Raw genomic sequence first — 14857 nt, 5'->3', positions numbered from 1 at the left:
CCGTGCAGCATCTCACGCGCGTCCCCGGCGAACCTCCACGGGCCGTCCGGCCGCCAGGGCCGGGGACGGGGGCGGGGGTGATCAGCCGATGGGCTCGCCGAACCAGCGGGAGAGGTGGTCGTCCAGGTCCCGCTGGTCGTCGCCGATCCAGGCGACGTGGCCGTCGGGGCGCAGCAGGACGCCCGGCACGTCCAGCGCCGCGGTGGGATCGGCGAGGTGATCGACCCGGTCCGACCAGCCGCCGGCGCTCAGCCGTTCGGTGCGGTCCAGCAGCAGGCCGCGGCCGCGGTGCAGCAGCCCGTAGAGGCTGCCCTGCTTCACGTCGATGTCGCGCAGGCGGCGGCCGAGCAGGTCGGGGCCCTCGCCGAAGTCGTAGCGGATGCCGATCGCGGTGATCTTCTCGATCAGACGGCGGTTCACCTCCTCGAGGTCCATCAGTTCGGTGAACAGCCTGCGCACGGCCCGCGGGCCCGGTTCGGGGGACGCCAGCGCCACCTGGGCGCGGGTGTTGTCCAGCACGTCCTCGGCGACCGGATGACGTTCGGCCTGGTAGGTGTCCAGCAGCGTCTCCGGCGCCCAGCCGCGGATCTGCGCGGCCAGTTTCCAGCCGAGGTTGAACGCGTCCTGAACGCCCAGGTTGAGGCCCTGCCCGCCCATGGGCGGATGGATGTGCGCCGCGTCGCCGGCCAGCAGCACCCGCCCGACCCGATAACGGTCGGCCAGCCGGGTGGCGTCCCCGAAACGGGACAGCCAGCGCGGGGAGTGCACGCCGAAGTCGGTCCCGGCGATGGCGCGCAGTTGCCGTTTGAAATCCTCCAGGGTGGGCGGTTCCGTGCGGGCGCTGACCCCCTCGGCGGGGACCACGACGCTGTAGACCCCTTCGCCGAAGGGCCTGAGCCAGAACGGATGACGGCTCGCGCCGATCTCGGCCACCTTGGCGGCGATCTCCTCCTGTGGCGCGTCCGCTCTCATCTCGCCCATGAGCGTGTCGTTCCGTGAGGGCTCGCCGGGGAAGCCGACGCCGAGCAGTTTGCGCACCGTGCTGCGCGCGCCGTCACAGCCGACGAGGTAGCGCGAACGCAGCCGTTCCCCGTCGGACAGCTCGACGGTCACGCCCTCGTCGTCCTGCGTGAAACCGGTTACCGCCTGACCGCGCCGGACCAGCGCGCCCTGTTCGATCACGTGCTCTTCGAGCAGGCGGACGATGACCGGCTGCGGGATGCCCAGCAGGTAGGCGTACGAGGAATCCAGGCCCGTGGGCGCGGGTGTGGGGATGGCGGCGAAGAAACCGCCGGCCGGGCGCCGTCTTCCGTGCGGGAGAATGCGGTCCAGCAGCCCGCGCATCGCCATCAGCTCGAGACTGCGGATGTGCAGGCCGACGATGCGGACGAACGACGTGGGCTCGGTCTCCCTCTCCAGGACGAGGACCCGCACGTCGTGCAGCCGCAGTTCGGCGGCGAGCATCGCACCGGTCGGCCCGCACCCGGCGATGATCACGTCGAACGTGAGGGGCGGGTGGCCGGCGCCGGAGGCCGGCGACGGGAGGACGCGGGGGACGTCGCCCGTCGTGGAGTCGTGCCCGGCCCCGTCTTTCGACGGCGGCTCGGCGGTGACCTGCTGAGAGTGCATGGGTGTTGCCTTTCGGAAGTGCCCTGTTGGGAGGCGCTCCCGGCGACACCTACGTCGATCGCCCGACCGTGACGGCAAGGGGGAGCACCCACATCGATACAGCGTTCATGGGGCTCACCTCCTCGGGCGGTGTCACGATCGACGGAAAGCTACAGGTCCGGGAATCGCCCCGTCCACTCCTTTTCCGATCACGTGATCACGGTTCCGGACGGGCCCGTGCGGTCGCGGTGTCCGTCATCGGCCGGGCCGGTCGGAGGACGCCGTGAACGGGGCCGGCGCGCCGGGTGCCCGCCGGCGCGAGCCCGGGGGACGCACCTCGCCGCCGAACGCGGGGGGCGGATCACCGGCCCGGGCCGCGGGTTCGGGCGATCGGGGTTCCGGCCGGGTTTCGAGGCGCGGGGCCTGGTCCGGGGGAGCAATGCACCGAGGTCCCTCGCCCCGTTGATCCGCCCCGCCTCACTCGGCCAGGAGCTCCTCCGGAGTGGAGCGGGCGAGGCGGGCGAGCGTGGACAGGGCTCGTTCCAGGGTCTCGGCGGGCGGGGAGGCCAGACCGACGCGGACGGCGTTCGGGGCGCGGTACCGGCCCACCGCGAAGGCCGCCGCAGGTGTGACGGCGATGCCCTGGCGGGCGGCCGCGGCGACGAAGGTGTCGGTCCGCCACGGCTTGGGCAGCTCCCACCAGCAGTAGTAGGAGCGAGGATCGCCGCGCACCGCGAACCCGCCCAGCTGCCGGGTCGCGATCTCCTGCCGGAGCGCGGCGTCGCGCCGTTTGGCGCGGGCCACCGTCCCCGCGGTGCTCTCGGCGCCCTCGCCGATCCAGCGGACGGCCGCCTCGATCGCGAAACGCGTGGCCGTCCAGCCTCCGGCGCGCAGGGCCGTCGCGACGTGCGCCGACACGGCCTCGGGCACGACGGCGAATCCCAGCGTCAGCCCGGGGGCGAGCCGCTTGGAGAGGCTGTCGATCAGAAGGACGCGGCCGGGGGCGAAGGCGGCGAGGGGCGGGACGTCCTCGTACAGGAACGACCAGACGGAGTCCTCTATCGCGTGGACGTCGAGCCGCTCCAGCACGTCGGCGATCTCGGCCCTCCGCTCCGGGGGCATGGTGAGCGACAGCGGATTGTGCAGCGTCGGCTGGAGGTAGACGGCGTTGAGCGGGGCCCTGCGGAAGGCGGCCTCGACGGCACCGGGCAGCAGCCCGGCCTCGTCGACGGCCAGCGGCACGAGGGTGACCCCGAGGTGGCCCGCGATGGTCTTGAGCAGCGGGTAGGTGAGCTCCTCCACCCCGACACGGGTCCCGGGAGGGGCGAGCGCGGCCATGGCCCCGGCGATCGCCTGCCGCCCGTTCCCCGCGAACAGGACGCCATCGGGGGAGGGGCGCCAGTCCCCGCGCGCCAGCAGGTCGCGGACGCGGTCGCGGGCCACGGGGGTGCCGGCCGCGCCGACCGGCCGCATCGACGACTCCAGTACGCCGGGCCGCAGCAGGGCGCCCAGGCCGTCCGCGAGCAGCGCCGCCTGTCCGGGCACCACCGGGTGGTTGAGCTCCAGGTCGATCCTGCTCGCGGACGGTTCAGCGAGGGCCGGGCCGGGAAGCGGGGCGGTGGCGCGGACGAAGGTGCCGCGCCCGACCTCGCCCACGGTCAGGCCGCGGCGGGCCAGCTCCTTGTAGACGCGGGCGGCGGTGGAGTCGGCGATGGCGCGCCGCCGGGCGAAGTCGCGCTGCGTCGGCAGCCGGTCACCCGGCCGCAGCCGCCCGGCCCCGATGTCCGCGGCCACCTCGTCGGCGACCAGACGGTAGTCGTTCATGCCCTCTCCTCTCCGGTAAGGATGAAAGCACGACATTGCTCCGAGATCAATTTTTCATATTGCAGTGCGACGGGAGGGGACTTAGGCTCGCGATATTCCGGAGATCGGTGCGAACAATCGTCCGTTGTCGAGGTGGAAGGTCCGGTGACGATGGTCGAGGAAAGCGCTTTGATCGGTGTCGTGTCGATCGCGCTGGGAATGGTGCTGTCCCCTGGCCCGAACATGGTGTACCTGGTGTCGCGGACCGTCAGCCAGGGGCGTCGTGCCGGGATCATCTCCCTGGGCGGTGTCGCGGCCGGGTTCCTGGTCTACCTCGCCGGGGCGAACCTGGGGCTGGCGGTGCTGTTCCACGCCTTTCCGCACCTGCTCACCGTCATCAGGATCGCCGGGGCCCTCTACCTGCTGTGGCTCGCCTGGAACACCGTCAGACCGGGGGGCGTCTCGGTCTTCACCGTCAGGGACATCCCCTTCGATTCCCCGCGCCGGCTTTTCGGCATGGGGTTGATGACCAATCTTCTCAACCCGAAGATCGCCATTCTCTACGTTTCGATCATTCCGCAGTTCGTCGACCTGGAAAAGGGGAACGTGCTGCTCCAGGGTGTCATTCTCGGAGGTTTCCAGATCCTGGTCGCCGTGTCGGTCAACCTGTCGATCGTGCTCGCGGCCGGGGCGATCTCGGGTTTCCTGGCGCGTCGCCCCGACTGGTTGCGGGTGCAGCGGATCGCGATGGGAGGCCTGCTCGGCGTGCTGGCCGTCATGCTCGTCGTCGGCAACGCGGGGACCGCGACTCGGCCATGACCCTCTCGCGTCACCGGGCCGCGTCCGGAGGGTCATGGTGCCGTGAGGGGCACCGTGTTCAGCCGACCCGTCGCAGGGCGCGCTCGCGGCGGGCGGCCACGCTCGAACCGGACTCCCCGCGCACCATCCGCCGCAGCAGGACCGGCGCCAGGAGCAGGCCGAGCACCGCCCAGGCGCCCAGCACCCCCGCGGTCTCCAGGTGCCGCCAGGACTCGCCGATCTCGACGGCGACCGCCGCGTCCGGCAGCAGCGCCGAGCGCATGCCGAGTCCCATCCAGTAGATCGGGTCTCAGCCCAGGGCGGCTCGCAGGACGTCGGGCGCCTCGACCAGGGACGGGCCGTACCAGGTCAGGTGCCGGCCGCTGACCAGCGCGGCCGGTGTCCCGGGGAAGAATCCGGGGCCGTCCTCGGCGGTGAACCGGTAGGGCTCGTCGGGCAGGACCACGAGGTCGGCGCCCGCCGCCAGCAGCTCGGGCAGGGCGATCCCCGGATAGCGTTCGGGGTGGCCGGCGTAGAGGTTGCGGACACCGAGCTTGAGCAGGAGGTCACCGGCGAAGGTGTCGCGTCCCAGGACCATCCAGGGTTTGCGCCAGACGGGGATCACCGCCTTTCGTTCCGCGGTGACCGGGGGAGCGGCCCATGCCCGTTCGGCGGCGGCGAGCCAGTCCGGCTCGGGAAGGCCGCAGGCCAGCGTGAGCATCCGGCGCAGGGAGGCGAACGCCTCCGGCAGGGTGCGGACCCTGGTCACCCAGACCGCCACCCCGGCCGACCGCAGCGCCTCCAGGTCGGCCGGGCGGTTCTCCTCCTCGTTGGCCAGCACCAGGTCCGGCTCCAGGGCGACGATCGCGTTCAGGTCCGGGTTCTTGGTGCCGCCGATCCGCCGTACCGGCAACGGCGCGGGGTGGGTGCACCAGTCGGTCGCGCCGGCCAGCAGGTGCGGCGCGGTCGCGGCGAGCGACTCGGTGAGGGAGGGGACGAGGGACACCACGCGCCGGACGGCGCCGTGCGTCCCGGCGGGGGTGCCGAGGTCGTCGAGCATCGTCGAGGTCCTCCCTGGCCCCGGCCCCGGGCGCGGGGCCGGTGATCTCATCGGGTCCCTCCCGCCAGGCCGAGCTCGTTCTCGCCCAGGGGTGCGAAGAAGCGTTCCACCTCCCGCTCGCCCACCTCGGCCAGGGTGGGGGGCGACCAGCGCGGGGAGCGGTCCTTGTCGATCACCTGGGCGCGGATGCCCTCCACCAGGTCGGGACAGGTCAGGGCCCTGAGTGAGACGCGGTACTCCTGGTCGAGCACCTCCTCCAGGGAGGCGAGCTCCCGGGCGCGGCGCAGGGAGCGCAGGGTGACCTTCAGCGCCGTCGGCGACTTGCCGCCGATCCGCTCCGCGGCCTCCTCGGCCGCGCTCTCGCCGCTGTCCAGCAGCCGCTCCACGATCTCCTCCACCGTGTCGGCGGCGTAGCAGGCGTCGATCCACCCGCGCTGCCCGGCCAGCTCACCGGGGGGAACGGGGCGGGCGAAGGAGGCGACCGTCTCGGTCACCTCCCGCCGGGCCAGCTCGGCGGTGAACGCCTCCAGGTCCCGCGACGGCACGAAATGGTCGGCCAGCCCGCAGGCCACGGCGTCGCCCGCGCCGACGGAGGAGGCGGTGAGCGCCAGGTGGGTGCCCAGCTCGCCGGGCGCGCGCGACAGCAGGTAGGTGCCGCCGACGTCCGGGACGAAGCCGATGCCCGTCTCGGGCATGGCCAGGGTCGTGCGCTCGGTGACGATCCGCACGCCGCCGTGCGCGGAGACCCCGACACCGCCGCCCATGACGATGCCGTCCATCAGGGCGACGTACGGTTTGCCGTACCGGGCGATGCGGGCGTTGAGGTGGTACTCGTCCCGCCAGAAGGCCGCCGAGGCGCCGCCGCCCGCCCTGGCGTCGTGGTAGATGGAGCGGATGTCGCCTCCGGCGCACAGCCCGCGCTCGCCCGCGCCGCCGACGAGCACGGTGACGACGCTCTCGTCGTCGGCCCACTCCCGAAGGGCGGCGTCGATGCGGCGGACCATGTCGTGGGTCAGCGCGTTCAGGGCACGCGGCCGGTCGAGCAGGACGCGCCCGAGGCGGCCGACGACCACGGTCTCGACCCCGACGTCGGTTCCGGGTTCGCGGGCGCGTACCGATGCCATGCGTGTTCGCTCCATCCTCGTGGACAACACGGATCACCCCGCGGCCGGTGTCCTGACTCCCGGATCGACATGCGTCATCAGGCCTTCCCGGCTTTCGCCGGTGGCCGTCGATGTCGCACTTCCCGGTCACAGTGGCGGGACCGCGCTGGATTCACACCGGCTTCCCCGCGCCGCGGGCCTTGCCCACGAACATATAGTTGGACGTCCTAGTAAGTCCAGATCGGCACCCGATCATCGGGTCAGGGAAGAAGGGGCGAGGGCCCGGCGGGCGGACGTAGCGGCTGCCGTAGGACTGCACCCAGCCGTGCTCGGTGGCCACGTGGCCCTCCAGCCGCTCGGCGAAGTACTGGACCATGTCGTTGCGCTCGGGCTCGCCGTGGACCAGGACATCGAGGCCGGCCTCCTCCTGGAAGGCGAGGACGTCGCGGATCTCGGCGGCGATGCGCTCGTCGTAGGCGGCCTGGTCGATGCGGCCCGCGCGCAGGTCGGCGCGGGCTACCCGCAGTTCGTTCGTCTGCGGGAAGGAGCCGATCGTCGTGGTGGGCAGGAGCGGCAGCTTGAGCCGGGCGCGCTGGGCCGCGACCCGCTCGCCGTAGGGGGCGGCACGGCGGCTGTCGGCGCCGGTGACGTCCGCGCTCCGCTCGCGGACGGCCGGGTCGCGGGTCAGCGTCGACTCGGCGCGGGAGCGCAGGGCGGCCCTGTTGTCGTCGAGCAGATCGGCGACGGCGTCCGTCCCCAGGGTGAGGCCCCGGGCGAGAGTGACGATCTCGGCGCTCTTCTGGCGGGCGAAGGCGAGCCAGCGCCGGACCTCGGGGTCGAGGTTCGTCTCCAGTGTGGCGTCGTGGGGCACGTGCAGCAGGGAGCAGGAGGCCGCGACGTCCACGCGGCCGGCGAGTCCGCGCAGCGTCCCGAGCGTCGCCAGGGAGCGTTCGAGGTCGTTGATCCAGATGTTGCGCCCGTCCACGACGCCTGCCACCAGCCGCTTGCCGGGCAGGCCCCCGACGGCGGCCAGGTCCTCCAGGTTGGCCGCCGCGGAGCCGGTGAAGTCGAGCCCCAGGCCGTCGACGGGCGCGGCCGCCAGGACGGGAAGAGCCTCACCGAGCCGGTCGAAGTAGGCGGCGACCAGGATCTTCGGGCGCCGCGTCAGGCCGCCGAGCAGCCGGTAGGCGCGCGCCAGGGCCTCGAGGACCTCCCGCGGCCGATCCTGGACGAACGCAGGCTCGTCGAGCTGGACCCACTCGGCGCCCCCCTCCGACAGGGAGGCGAGGATCTCGGCGTAGACGGGCAGCAGCTCGTCCAGCAGCGAGAGCGGGTCGAAGTCCGCCGCGACGCCGGGGGCCGGCTTGGACAGCAGCAGGTAGGTGACCGGGCCGACCAGCACCGGCCGGGGCCTGTGGCCCCGCAGCAGCGCCTCGTTCAGCTCGCCGAGCTGCTTGCCGGGGTCGGCGGTGAACACGGTGTCAGGGCCGAGCTCGGGCACCAGGTAGTGGTAGTTGGTGTCGAACCATTTGGTCATCTCCAGCGGGGCGGCGTCCCGGGTGCCGCGTGCCATGGCGAAGTAGCCGTCCAGCGCGTCGGCCGCGACGGCGGCCCGGTGACGTCCGGGGACGGCGCCGACCATGACGGTGGTGTCCAGCACGTGGTCGTACAGCGAGAAGTCACCGCAGGGCACCTCGTCCAGGCCGGCGTCGGTCAGTTCGCGCCAGGTGGTGGCGCGCAGCCGGGCGGCGGTGTCGCGGAGCCCGGCGGCATCGACCCGGCCCGCCCAGTAGCCCTCGACGGCCTTCTTCAGTTCGCGGTCGGCTCCCTGTCGGGGGTAACCGTAGACGGTGGCGAGCGAACGCTCGGTCACGGAACTCTCCTTCGCGAGTCACGAAAGACACGTCCGGCGCTCGAGCGAGGACACGGCCGCAGCGCGGGCATGGCTCACCCGCGTGCTCGCCCAGCCCGCCCTCGAGGCCGTCGATGTCGCCGCGGGGGAGGAGACGGCCATCTCGCTCGGCGTGAACGTACACCGCCTGCGCCTGACCCTGTTCGTGCTGACCTCGCTGCTGGTCGGCGTGATGGTGGCCACCAGCGGCGCGATCGCGTTCGTCGGACTGATCGTGCCGCACGCCGCCCGCCTGCTGGCAGGCGCCGACCATCGCCGCGTGCTGCCGGTCACCGCCCTGCTCGGCGCGGTGTTCCTGCAGCTCGCGGACATCGCCGCCCGCACCGTCAACGCCCCGCAGGAACTGGCTCTCAGTATCGTCACCGCCCTGTTCGGCGTGCCGTGCTTTCTGTGGCTGCTGCGCCGCCGCTCGGCGGACCGGGCGGTGAACCTCACGTGAGGCTCGACGTGTGCGGCGTGTCCGTCGCCCTCGACGGCCACCCGATCGTGCACGAGGCCGACCTGTGGGTGGACGAGGGGGAGTTCGTCGGCCTGGTCGGGCCCAACGGCTGTGGCAAGTCCACCCTGCTGCGTTCGATCTACCGGGCGCTGCGCCCCGCGGCCGGGATCGTCACCGTGGGCGGCGACGACGTGCACCGGCTGCCCGCCCGCCAGGCCGCCCGGCGCACCGCCGTGCTCACCCAGGACAGCCCGGCCGACCTCGACTTCACGGTGGCCGAGATCGTCTCCATGGGCCGCACCCCGTACCGGGCCGACGCCGCCGCCGACGAGGAGCTGTGCGCGCGGGCGCTGGAGCGCGTCGGCCTGACCGGCGCCGCCGAGCGGATCTTCGTCACCCTGTCCGGCGGGGAGAGACAACGCGTCCTGCTGGCCCGCGCCCTGGCCCAGCAGAGCGGCCTGCTCCTGCTGGACGAGCCCACCTCCCACCTCGACGTCCGCCACCAGCTGGAGATCCTGCACCTGGTACGCGAGCTGGGCATCACCACCCTGGCCGTGCTGCACGACCTCAACCAGGCCACCGCCTTCTGCGACCGCCTCTACGTGATGAACGCCGGTCGCGTCGTGGCCGGCGGAGCGCCCGCTCAGATCCTCACCCCCGGCCTGATCCGCCAGGTGTACGGCGTGCGCGCCGTGCGGCGCACCCAGCTCGTCTTCGAACGGTTCAAGGAGGAGCGATGATCCCTCGGCTGCGGGCCCTGTCGCCGTCCGCCCGGTTCCGAAGGCACGGTATCGCCGGAATATTGGACATTAGTGATCTACTTTGTAAAGGGCATCGTATTGTAAAAAACAAACGAAAGACGCAAAAGCAACTATGGCAAATGACGGCCGATCCGTGTCCGTCCGGTGTCCGCGTGATGTTCATGGGCGATCCCGTCCCCGCCGAAAGGCGGACACCGGTCGGCGGGGACGGGCACGGCTCGCGCTGACGGGCGGAGCCGTGCCGCTCGTCCTGGACGTGACGGTGACGATACTCCCGGCCGGGCGCGCCACCGATGACCGGCCGGGGTGTCCGTCAGGTCATGACGTGCAGAGGGCCGGTGCGAAACGTGTCGTGGGCCCCGGACGCCCCCGCGTCTCAGGTGCGGTGGGACCCCTCCGTGATCTGCCGGAGGATGGACGTGTAGTCCCGGAAGGCGCCGCGCCCTTCGTCGGTCAGCGCCAGCCAGGTCCGGGGGCGTTTGCCGACGAAGCCTTTCGTCACCAGCACGTATCCGGCCTTCTCCAGCGTGCTGACGTGCTTGGACAGCAGTGAGTCGCTGACCTCGACCGCGTCCCTCAGGAAACCGAACTCGACCGTCTCCGCCGCCGCGAGCATGGCCATGATGGACAACCGCACCGGGGCGTGGATGATCTCGTCGAGCGCGTGCCGTGGATGGCTCACCGATGCTCCGGGGAGCGGAGCATGCGCACCGCGCCGTACAGCAGAGGGGCGCTCGCGATCAGCGCGACCAGTACACCGGCGACCGTGCGCGGGGCGCCCGGCTCCTGCGGGTGCAGGAACATGACGTAGAGGGTCCCGGCCACGGTCGTTCCCATGAACGCGCAGGTGACGGTGTAGGAGAGCCGGGAGTGTAGCCGGCCGTAGACCCGTTGCCGGGAGGCGTGGAGGAGGCCGGTCACGACAGTGACGCCGAGGGCCACAGTGGCGTACGTCATAACCGTCGCCGGGCCGAGCAGCCTGATCAGCCAGTAGCCGGTGACTGCGAGCCACATCCCCAGGAAGAAGTACGCGCCCCGGCGATCGGACTTTCGTACGGTGCCCTGCGCGCGGTCCACTTCGCGGAGGGCGGCCTCCGCCGACAGGCCGTTGTGTTCATGCATGTTTCCTCCTACTCATCTACTTCTCTTGTAGAAGAGTACTTAACCGTCGTTCAAGCATCCAGTCCTGCCCATCGGAGTCCCACGGTCGTGGCCGCGTACGCCCCGCGTGGTCGGCCTGGAGGAGCTTCCGCGAGAGGACGCTCTCAGATCATCCGCCCCCGGCATCGGAGCGGGGCGCGTTCATCACGAGGGCGTCCATCACGGTCGAGGCCGGCGACAGTCCCGATGAGACCGGTGGGCGTGACGGCCCCGATCGGGCACACCGAACCCGCGCGCAAGAGCGCCACCCGCCACGGGCGGCGAACGGGCGGCCGGCCATGCGCGAGGCCGTGACCCGGCCGAAGGCGCCTGGCTCGAAACCCGGCCTCACCGGTGTTCGCCGGAGGTGAGCGGGACGGGGCCGGGCGCACCGGACGTGTTCTTTTCAAGGGGGATCGCGAGCCCGGCCTGACCGGCACGGGCCGCGTCGTGTCCTGGGTGGAAGCGGCCGTCAGCCCATCCACATGCCGCCGTTGACGTCGATCACCGCTCCGGTGACGGACGCGGCGGCGGGGGAGCACAACCACTCGACCGTGCCGGCGATCTCCTCGGGCGGGGTGACCCGGCCGAGGGGGATCTGGCCTCGCAGGTCGTCCAGTTCCTCCTGGGACAGGCGGCTCAGCATCGGGGTCGCCACCGGGCCGGGGGCCACCGCGTTGACCCGGATCCTCCTGGCCGCCTGGTCCTTGGCCAGGTGGCGGGTGAGGCCGATCAGGCCGGCCTTGGCGGTGGCGTAGGCGGGGCCGGACAGGCGGTTGCCGCCGTGGCGGCCGTTGACCGAGCTGAACAGGACGATCGAGCCGCCCTCGCTCATCAGGGGGAGCGCGGCCCGGGTGACGACCAGGGCGGAGGTGAGGTTGTCGTCCAGTACCCGGCGCCATTGGGCGAGGTCGAGGTCTTCGATGCCGCCCTCGCCGACCGATCCGGCGGCGTGGACGACGTTGGTCAGGTGGGGGACGCCGTCGAGTGCCGCCCGTACGGAGGAGGGGTCGCTCGCGTCGTGGCCCAGGGCTTTGTCGATGACGACGAGGTCGTGGCCCAGGGCGCGCAGGCGGTCGGCGCAGGCACCTCCGATGCCGCCCATACCCCCCACTACCAGGGAAATCTTCGCCATCCGGACATTTATAGCAGGATTGAATGAGGCCGGAGGAGCCGGGGCCGGGCTATGCTCTGGGCTTGTGCGGGCGGAGGAGAGTAAGGCGGACACGGCCGGCGGAGCGGCTTCCGCCGACGACGGGCAGACCAGCAGCGGCATCGACAGGGCCCTGCAAGTGATCTTCGCCGTCGCGGCGGCCAGGGAGCCCGACATCGGCGTCTCCGAGCTGGCACGGTCGCTCGGGCTGAGCAAGGCCGTGGTCCACCGGGTGGTCCGCACCCTGGTGGCGGCCGATTTCTTCTCCGTCGACGAGCGCACCCGGCGTTATCGCCTGGGGCCCGGCGCGGTGAGTGTGGGGCTGGCGGCGATGGCCCAGATGGAGGTGCCGAAGATCGCCCAGCCCTATCTCGAACGGCTGGTCGCGCACACCAAGGAGACCGCGACCCTGTCGGTGCGGTACGGCACCCAGCGCATGTACCTGACCCAGGTGCTCTCCCCGCAGGAGATCCGCATGTCGGTGCGGCTCGGGCCGCTCTACCCCCTTCACGCGGGCGGGTCGTCGAAGGCGATCCTGGCCGCCATGGAGCCCGAGGAGATCAGCGGTTACCTGTCCTCGCAGCCGCTGGAGGCGTTGACCGCGATCACGATCCAGGACTCGGCCCGGCTGGCCGGTGAGCTGGAGACCATCCGGGAGCGTGGGTACGCCGTGAGTCTCGGCGAGCGTCAGCAGGGGGCGGCGTCGGTCGCGGCGGCCGTCCGCGAGGCGACGGGCCGGGTCTACGGTTCCATCTCGGTCTGCGGGCCGGTCAGCCGGATCAGCGTCGGCAACATCGAGGAGTACGGCCGTCTGGTCCACGAGGCCGCCACCGAGATCTCCCGCCAGATCGGTTACCGGTCCTCCTGAGCGGAACGCGTCCGGCCGGCTGAGTCCGGCCGGCCTTCGTCGGTGATCGGCCGGATTTCCGGCCCACCTCTCGTCGCCGATGTCGCGGCACCTTCCTCACCTCGTTCGATCACCCTGTGTAGCGACCTGTTGCGCATTTATTGCCTCGTATATGGTGACGAAAGAGACAAATCACCCATTCGTGTTACAAGCTTGAAAAACCACAGATAGATACCTTGACTTGCTTTTGGCGTCACATCTAGCATCACCGTATCCGGTACGGCGTTCCGCCCAGCGATACACCGGAAGCCTGGAGGACAGCGCATGTCGACGCCAGTCAGCGCTTCGGAGGCGACGCGACCCCGCGTCCCCCGGCGTAAGTGGACCGATTCCTCGCTGATGCTGTGGATCACCACGCCTCTGCTGCTGCTGCTCTTCATCGTGGTGTGGAAGGCCTACACCGTGCTGTTCGGCGTCGGGGAGCTGATGCTTCCCCCGCCCGAGACGGTCGGCACGGCACTGGTCGAGCTGATGCAGGGCTCGCTCATCTACGAGGCGATCAAGATCACCCTCTACGAGACGCTGGTCGGGTTCGCCCTCGCCGCCGTCGTCGGGGTGGCCCTGGGCATCGTCCTCGGCAAGGCCCGCAAACTGGAACGGGTCCTGTCGCCGTTCCTCATCGCCACCCAGGTCGTACCGAAGGTGGCCATCGTCCCGCTGTTCCTGCTGTGGTTCGGTTTCGGGACCACCTCCAAGATCTTCATGGCGGCGATCATCGCGTTCTTCGTGATGATGCAGAACACGATCCTCGGGATCCGGTCGATCGAACCCGGTCACCGCGATCTCATGCGCGTCATCCAGGCACCCTGGTGGAAGCGCGTGATCTCGCTGGACATCCCGTCCTCGCTGCCCTACGTGCTCACCGGCGTGGAGCTGGGCATCGTCTTCGCCATCACCGGCGCCGTCGTCGGCGAGTACCTCGGTGGCGACGAGGGCCTGGGCGCCCTCGCGACGATGATGCTGGCCGGCCTCCGCACCGACATGCTCTTCGCGGTCGTGATCGTGATGACGGTGCTCGGTTTCCTCCTCTACGCCGTCACCGCGGCCGTCCGGAGGTTCGCGATCCCCTGGCACGAGTCGTCCGGCCGCCCCACGTCTCTCTAGAACAGGAACACCCACATGGACCGCCGCACGTTCATCCGCGGGGCCGGGCTGCTCGTCGCCACCGCCGCCGGAAGCCAGTTCGTCATCGGCTGCTCGTCGGGCGAGCCCGGCGGGGCGGCCGCCCCCACCACCGGCCCCTCCGGGCAGCAGCTGCGCAACCTCGTCTACATGACCCCGTTCCAGCACATCATCTCCCACTCCGACGTCTACGTCGCCCAGGCCCAGGGGTACTTCGCCGAGGAGGGCCTGCTGATCACGTCGATCGGCGGCACCGGCACGGCCAGCTCCGTCTCGCAGGTGGCCGGCAAGCAGGCCATGTTCGGCAAGGCCGCCGCCGTCATCACCTGCCCGCTGATCGCCGACCAGGACACCCCGATCGTCACGATCGGCCAGAAGGACCAGGTCAGCCAGTACAGCGTGGCGTCCCTGCCGGGCAAGCCGCTGACCGAACCCGGGCAGTGGCAGGGCAAGACCATCGGCGTCATCTCCAAGGGCGGCACCACCGAGTTGCTGCTCGACGCCATGTCGGTCGCCGCGGGACTCGACCCCACGAAGGTCAGGAAGGTCGTCACCGGTGCCGACGTCGGCTCGCTGGAGTTCCTCAACCGGGGCGAGGTGGACGGCTTCATCACCTTCATCGGTTCCGAGACGGCCCTGCGGCAGCGCGGCGTCGAGCTGAACTACCTGAACACCGACCTGTTCGCGCCGCTTCCCGGTGACTCCTACTTCGTCACCACGGAGACCGCGAAGGCCGAGGCCGAGGCGATCACCGGTTTCCTGCGGGCCTGCCGCAAGGCGTGGAAGTTCATGTCCGACACCGCCAACATCGACAAGGTGCTGGAGGCCGTGGGCGTGCTCAACGAGATCGAGGTCTCCGACAAGGCCCTGGCCACCGCGAAGGTCGCCGCCGAGGTCAAGGTCAGCACCCCCAAGAGCGGCGACTTCCTGTCGATGGACACCGCCGTCTGGGAGAGCGGGATCGAGCTGATGCGCAAGTCCGGGATCATCAAGGACACCGCGCGGCCGGTCACCGACTTCATCGACACCACGTTCATCACCTCCGTGTGAA

General features: G+C 71.1%; 15 protein-coding genes and 1 riboswitch. Of the genes, 6 read left to right on the top strand and 9 right to left on the bottom strand.

Going from position 1 to position 14857, the window contains the following annotated elements; translation table 11 throughout:
- Positions 1 to 81: 81 nt before the first annotated feature.
- On the bottom strand, positions 82 to 1629 hold the full coding sequence (gene rox / locus ACLQ2R_RS34220) for a rifampin monooxygenase (RefSeq protein WP_425965559.1): 1548 nt from the start codon (positions 1627 to 1629) through the stop codon (positions 82 to 84).
- Between the two features lie 456 nt (positions 1630 to 2085).
- Complete coding sequence (locus ACLQ2R_RS34215; RefSeq protein ID WP_425965558.1) at positions 2086 to 3432, bottom strand: PLP-dependent aminotransferase family protein; 1347 nt, start codon at positions 3430 to 3432, stop codon at positions 2086 to 2088.
- 168 nt (positions 3433 to 3600) lie between these two features.
- On the opposite strand from ACLQ2R_RS34215, the gene ACLQ2R_RS34210 reads away from it, so the two are divergent.
- Positions 3601 to 4230 carry a LysE family translocator gene (locus ACLQ2R_RS34210; protein WP_425965557.1) on the top strand — a complete coding sequence of 210 codons (630 nt, stop codon included), beginning with the start codon at positions 3601 to 3603 and terminating at the stop codon, positions 4228 to 4230.
- 58 nt (positions 4231 to 4288) lie between these two features.
- On the opposite strand, the gene ACLQ2R_RS34205 is transcribed toward ACLQ2R_RS34210, so the two are convergent.
- From ACLQ2R_RS34205 to metE, 4 genes are all read right to left on the bottom strand, one after another.
- Positions 4289 to 4504, bottom strand: a complete 216-nt coding sequence (locus ACLQ2R_RS34205) for a hypothetical protein (protein ID WP_425965556.1) — start codon at positions 4502 to 4504, stop codon at positions 4289 to 4291.
- 15 nt (positions 4505 to 4519) lie between these two features.
- Positions 4520 to 5269: a helical backbone metal receptor gene (locus ACLQ2R_RS34200; protein ID WP_425965555.1), complete on the bottom strand. Its 750-nt coding sequence runs from the start codon at positions 5267 to 5269 to the stop codon at positions 4520 to 4522.
- 47 nt (positions 5270 to 5316) lie between these two features.
- Positions 5317 to 6393, bottom strand: coding sequence for an enoyl-CoA hydratase/isomerase family protein (locus ACLQ2R_RS34195; RefSeq protein ID WP_425965554.1), 1077 nt, complete (start codon positions 6391 to 6393; stop codon positions 5317 to 5319).
- A 25-nt stretch (positions 6394 to 6418) separates the two neighbouring features.
- A riboswitch (cobalamin riboswitch) is annotated at positions 6419 to 6583 on the bottom strand.
- Entirely contained in the window at positions 6545 to 8245 is a 1701-nt protein-coding gene (metE, locus tag ACLQ2R_RS34190) for a 5-methyltetrahydropteroyltriglutamate--homocysteine S-methyltransferase (RefSeq protein ID WP_425965553.1), read from the bottom strand. (Overlaps the previous riboswitch by 39 nt.)
- Here metE and ACLQ2R_RS34185 point away from each other — a divergent pair.
- Entirely contained in the window at positions 8223 to 8723 is a 501-nt protein-coding gene (locus ACLQ2R_RS34185; protein WP_425965552.1) for a FecCD family ABC transporter permease, read from the top strand. The two genes, metE and ACLQ2R_RS34185, sit on opposite strands and share 23 nt — an antisense overlap.
- Positions 8720 to 9463 (top strand): ABC transporter ATP-binding protein, encoded by a 744-nt coding sequence (locus ACLQ2R_RS34180; RefSeq protein ID WP_425965551.1) that lies wholly within the window; start codon positions 8720 to 8722, stop codon positions 9461 to 9463. The genes ACLQ2R_RS34185 and ACLQ2R_RS34180 overlap by 4 nt, the downstream gene beginning before the upstream one ends.
- 397 nt (positions 9464 to 9860) lie before the next feature.
- Here ACLQ2R_RS34180 and ACLQ2R_RS34175 read toward each other — a convergent pair whose 3' ends face one another.
- From ACLQ2R_RS34175 to ACLQ2R_RS34165, 3 genes are all read right to left on the bottom strand, one after another.
- Complete coding sequence (locus tag ACLQ2R_RS34175; protein ID WP_425965550.1) at positions 9861 to 10166, bottom strand: winged helix-turn-helix domain-containing protein; 306 nt, start codon at positions 10164 to 10166, stop codon at positions 9861 to 9863.
- A complete protein-coding gene (locus tag ACLQ2R_RS34170; protein WP_425965549.1) occupies positions 10163 to 10606 on the bottom strand; it encodes a hypothetical protein in 444 nt (147 codons plus the stop codon). The genes ACLQ2R_RS34175 and ACLQ2R_RS34170 overlap by 4 nt, the downstream gene beginning before the upstream one ends.
- A gap of 490 nt (positions 10607 to 11096) precedes the next feature.
- Positions 11097 to 11759: an SDR family NAD(P)-dependent oxidoreductase gene (locus tag ACLQ2R_RS34165; protein ID WP_425965548.1), complete on the bottom strand. Its 663-nt coding sequence runs from the start codon at positions 11757 to 11759 to the stop codon at positions 11097 to 11099.
- Positions 11760 to 11823: 64 nt separating this feature from the next.
- Here ACLQ2R_RS34165 and ACLQ2R_RS34160 point away from each other — a divergent pair, with 64 nt between their 5' ends.
- The 3 genes from ACLQ2R_RS34160 to ACLQ2R_RS34150 all read left to right on the top strand — a co-directional run bounded on the left by ACLQ2R_RS34160 (position 11824) and on the right by ACLQ2R_RS34150 (position 14856).
- Positions 11824 to 12645, top strand: a complete 822-nt coding sequence (locus ACLQ2R_RS34160) for an IclR family transcriptional regulator (RefSeq protein ID WP_425965547.1) — start codon at positions 11824 to 11826, stop codon at positions 12643 to 12645.
- Positions 12646 to 12948: 303 nt separating this feature from the next.
- Entirely contained in the window at positions 12949 to 13788 is an 840-nt protein-coding gene (locus ACLQ2R_RS34155; protein ID WP_425965546.1) for an ABC transporter permease, read from the top strand.
- 15 nt (positions 13789 to 13803) lie between these two features.
- Positions 13804 to 14856 carry an ABC transporter substrate-binding protein gene (locus ACLQ2R_RS34150; RefSeq protein ID WP_425965545.1) on the top strand — a complete coding sequence of 351 codons (1053 nt, stop codon included), beginning with the start codon at positions 13804 to 13806 and terminating at the stop codon, positions 14854 to 14856.
- Position 14857: the final 1 nt, after the last annotated feature.

Source organism: Streptosporangium sp. DT93, assembly GCF_049844535.1.
GTDB lineage: Bacteria > Actinomycetota > Actinomycetes > Streptosporangiales > Streptosporangiaceae > Streptosporangium.
This window is presented reverse-complemented; position numbering and strand designations above follow the sequence as displayed.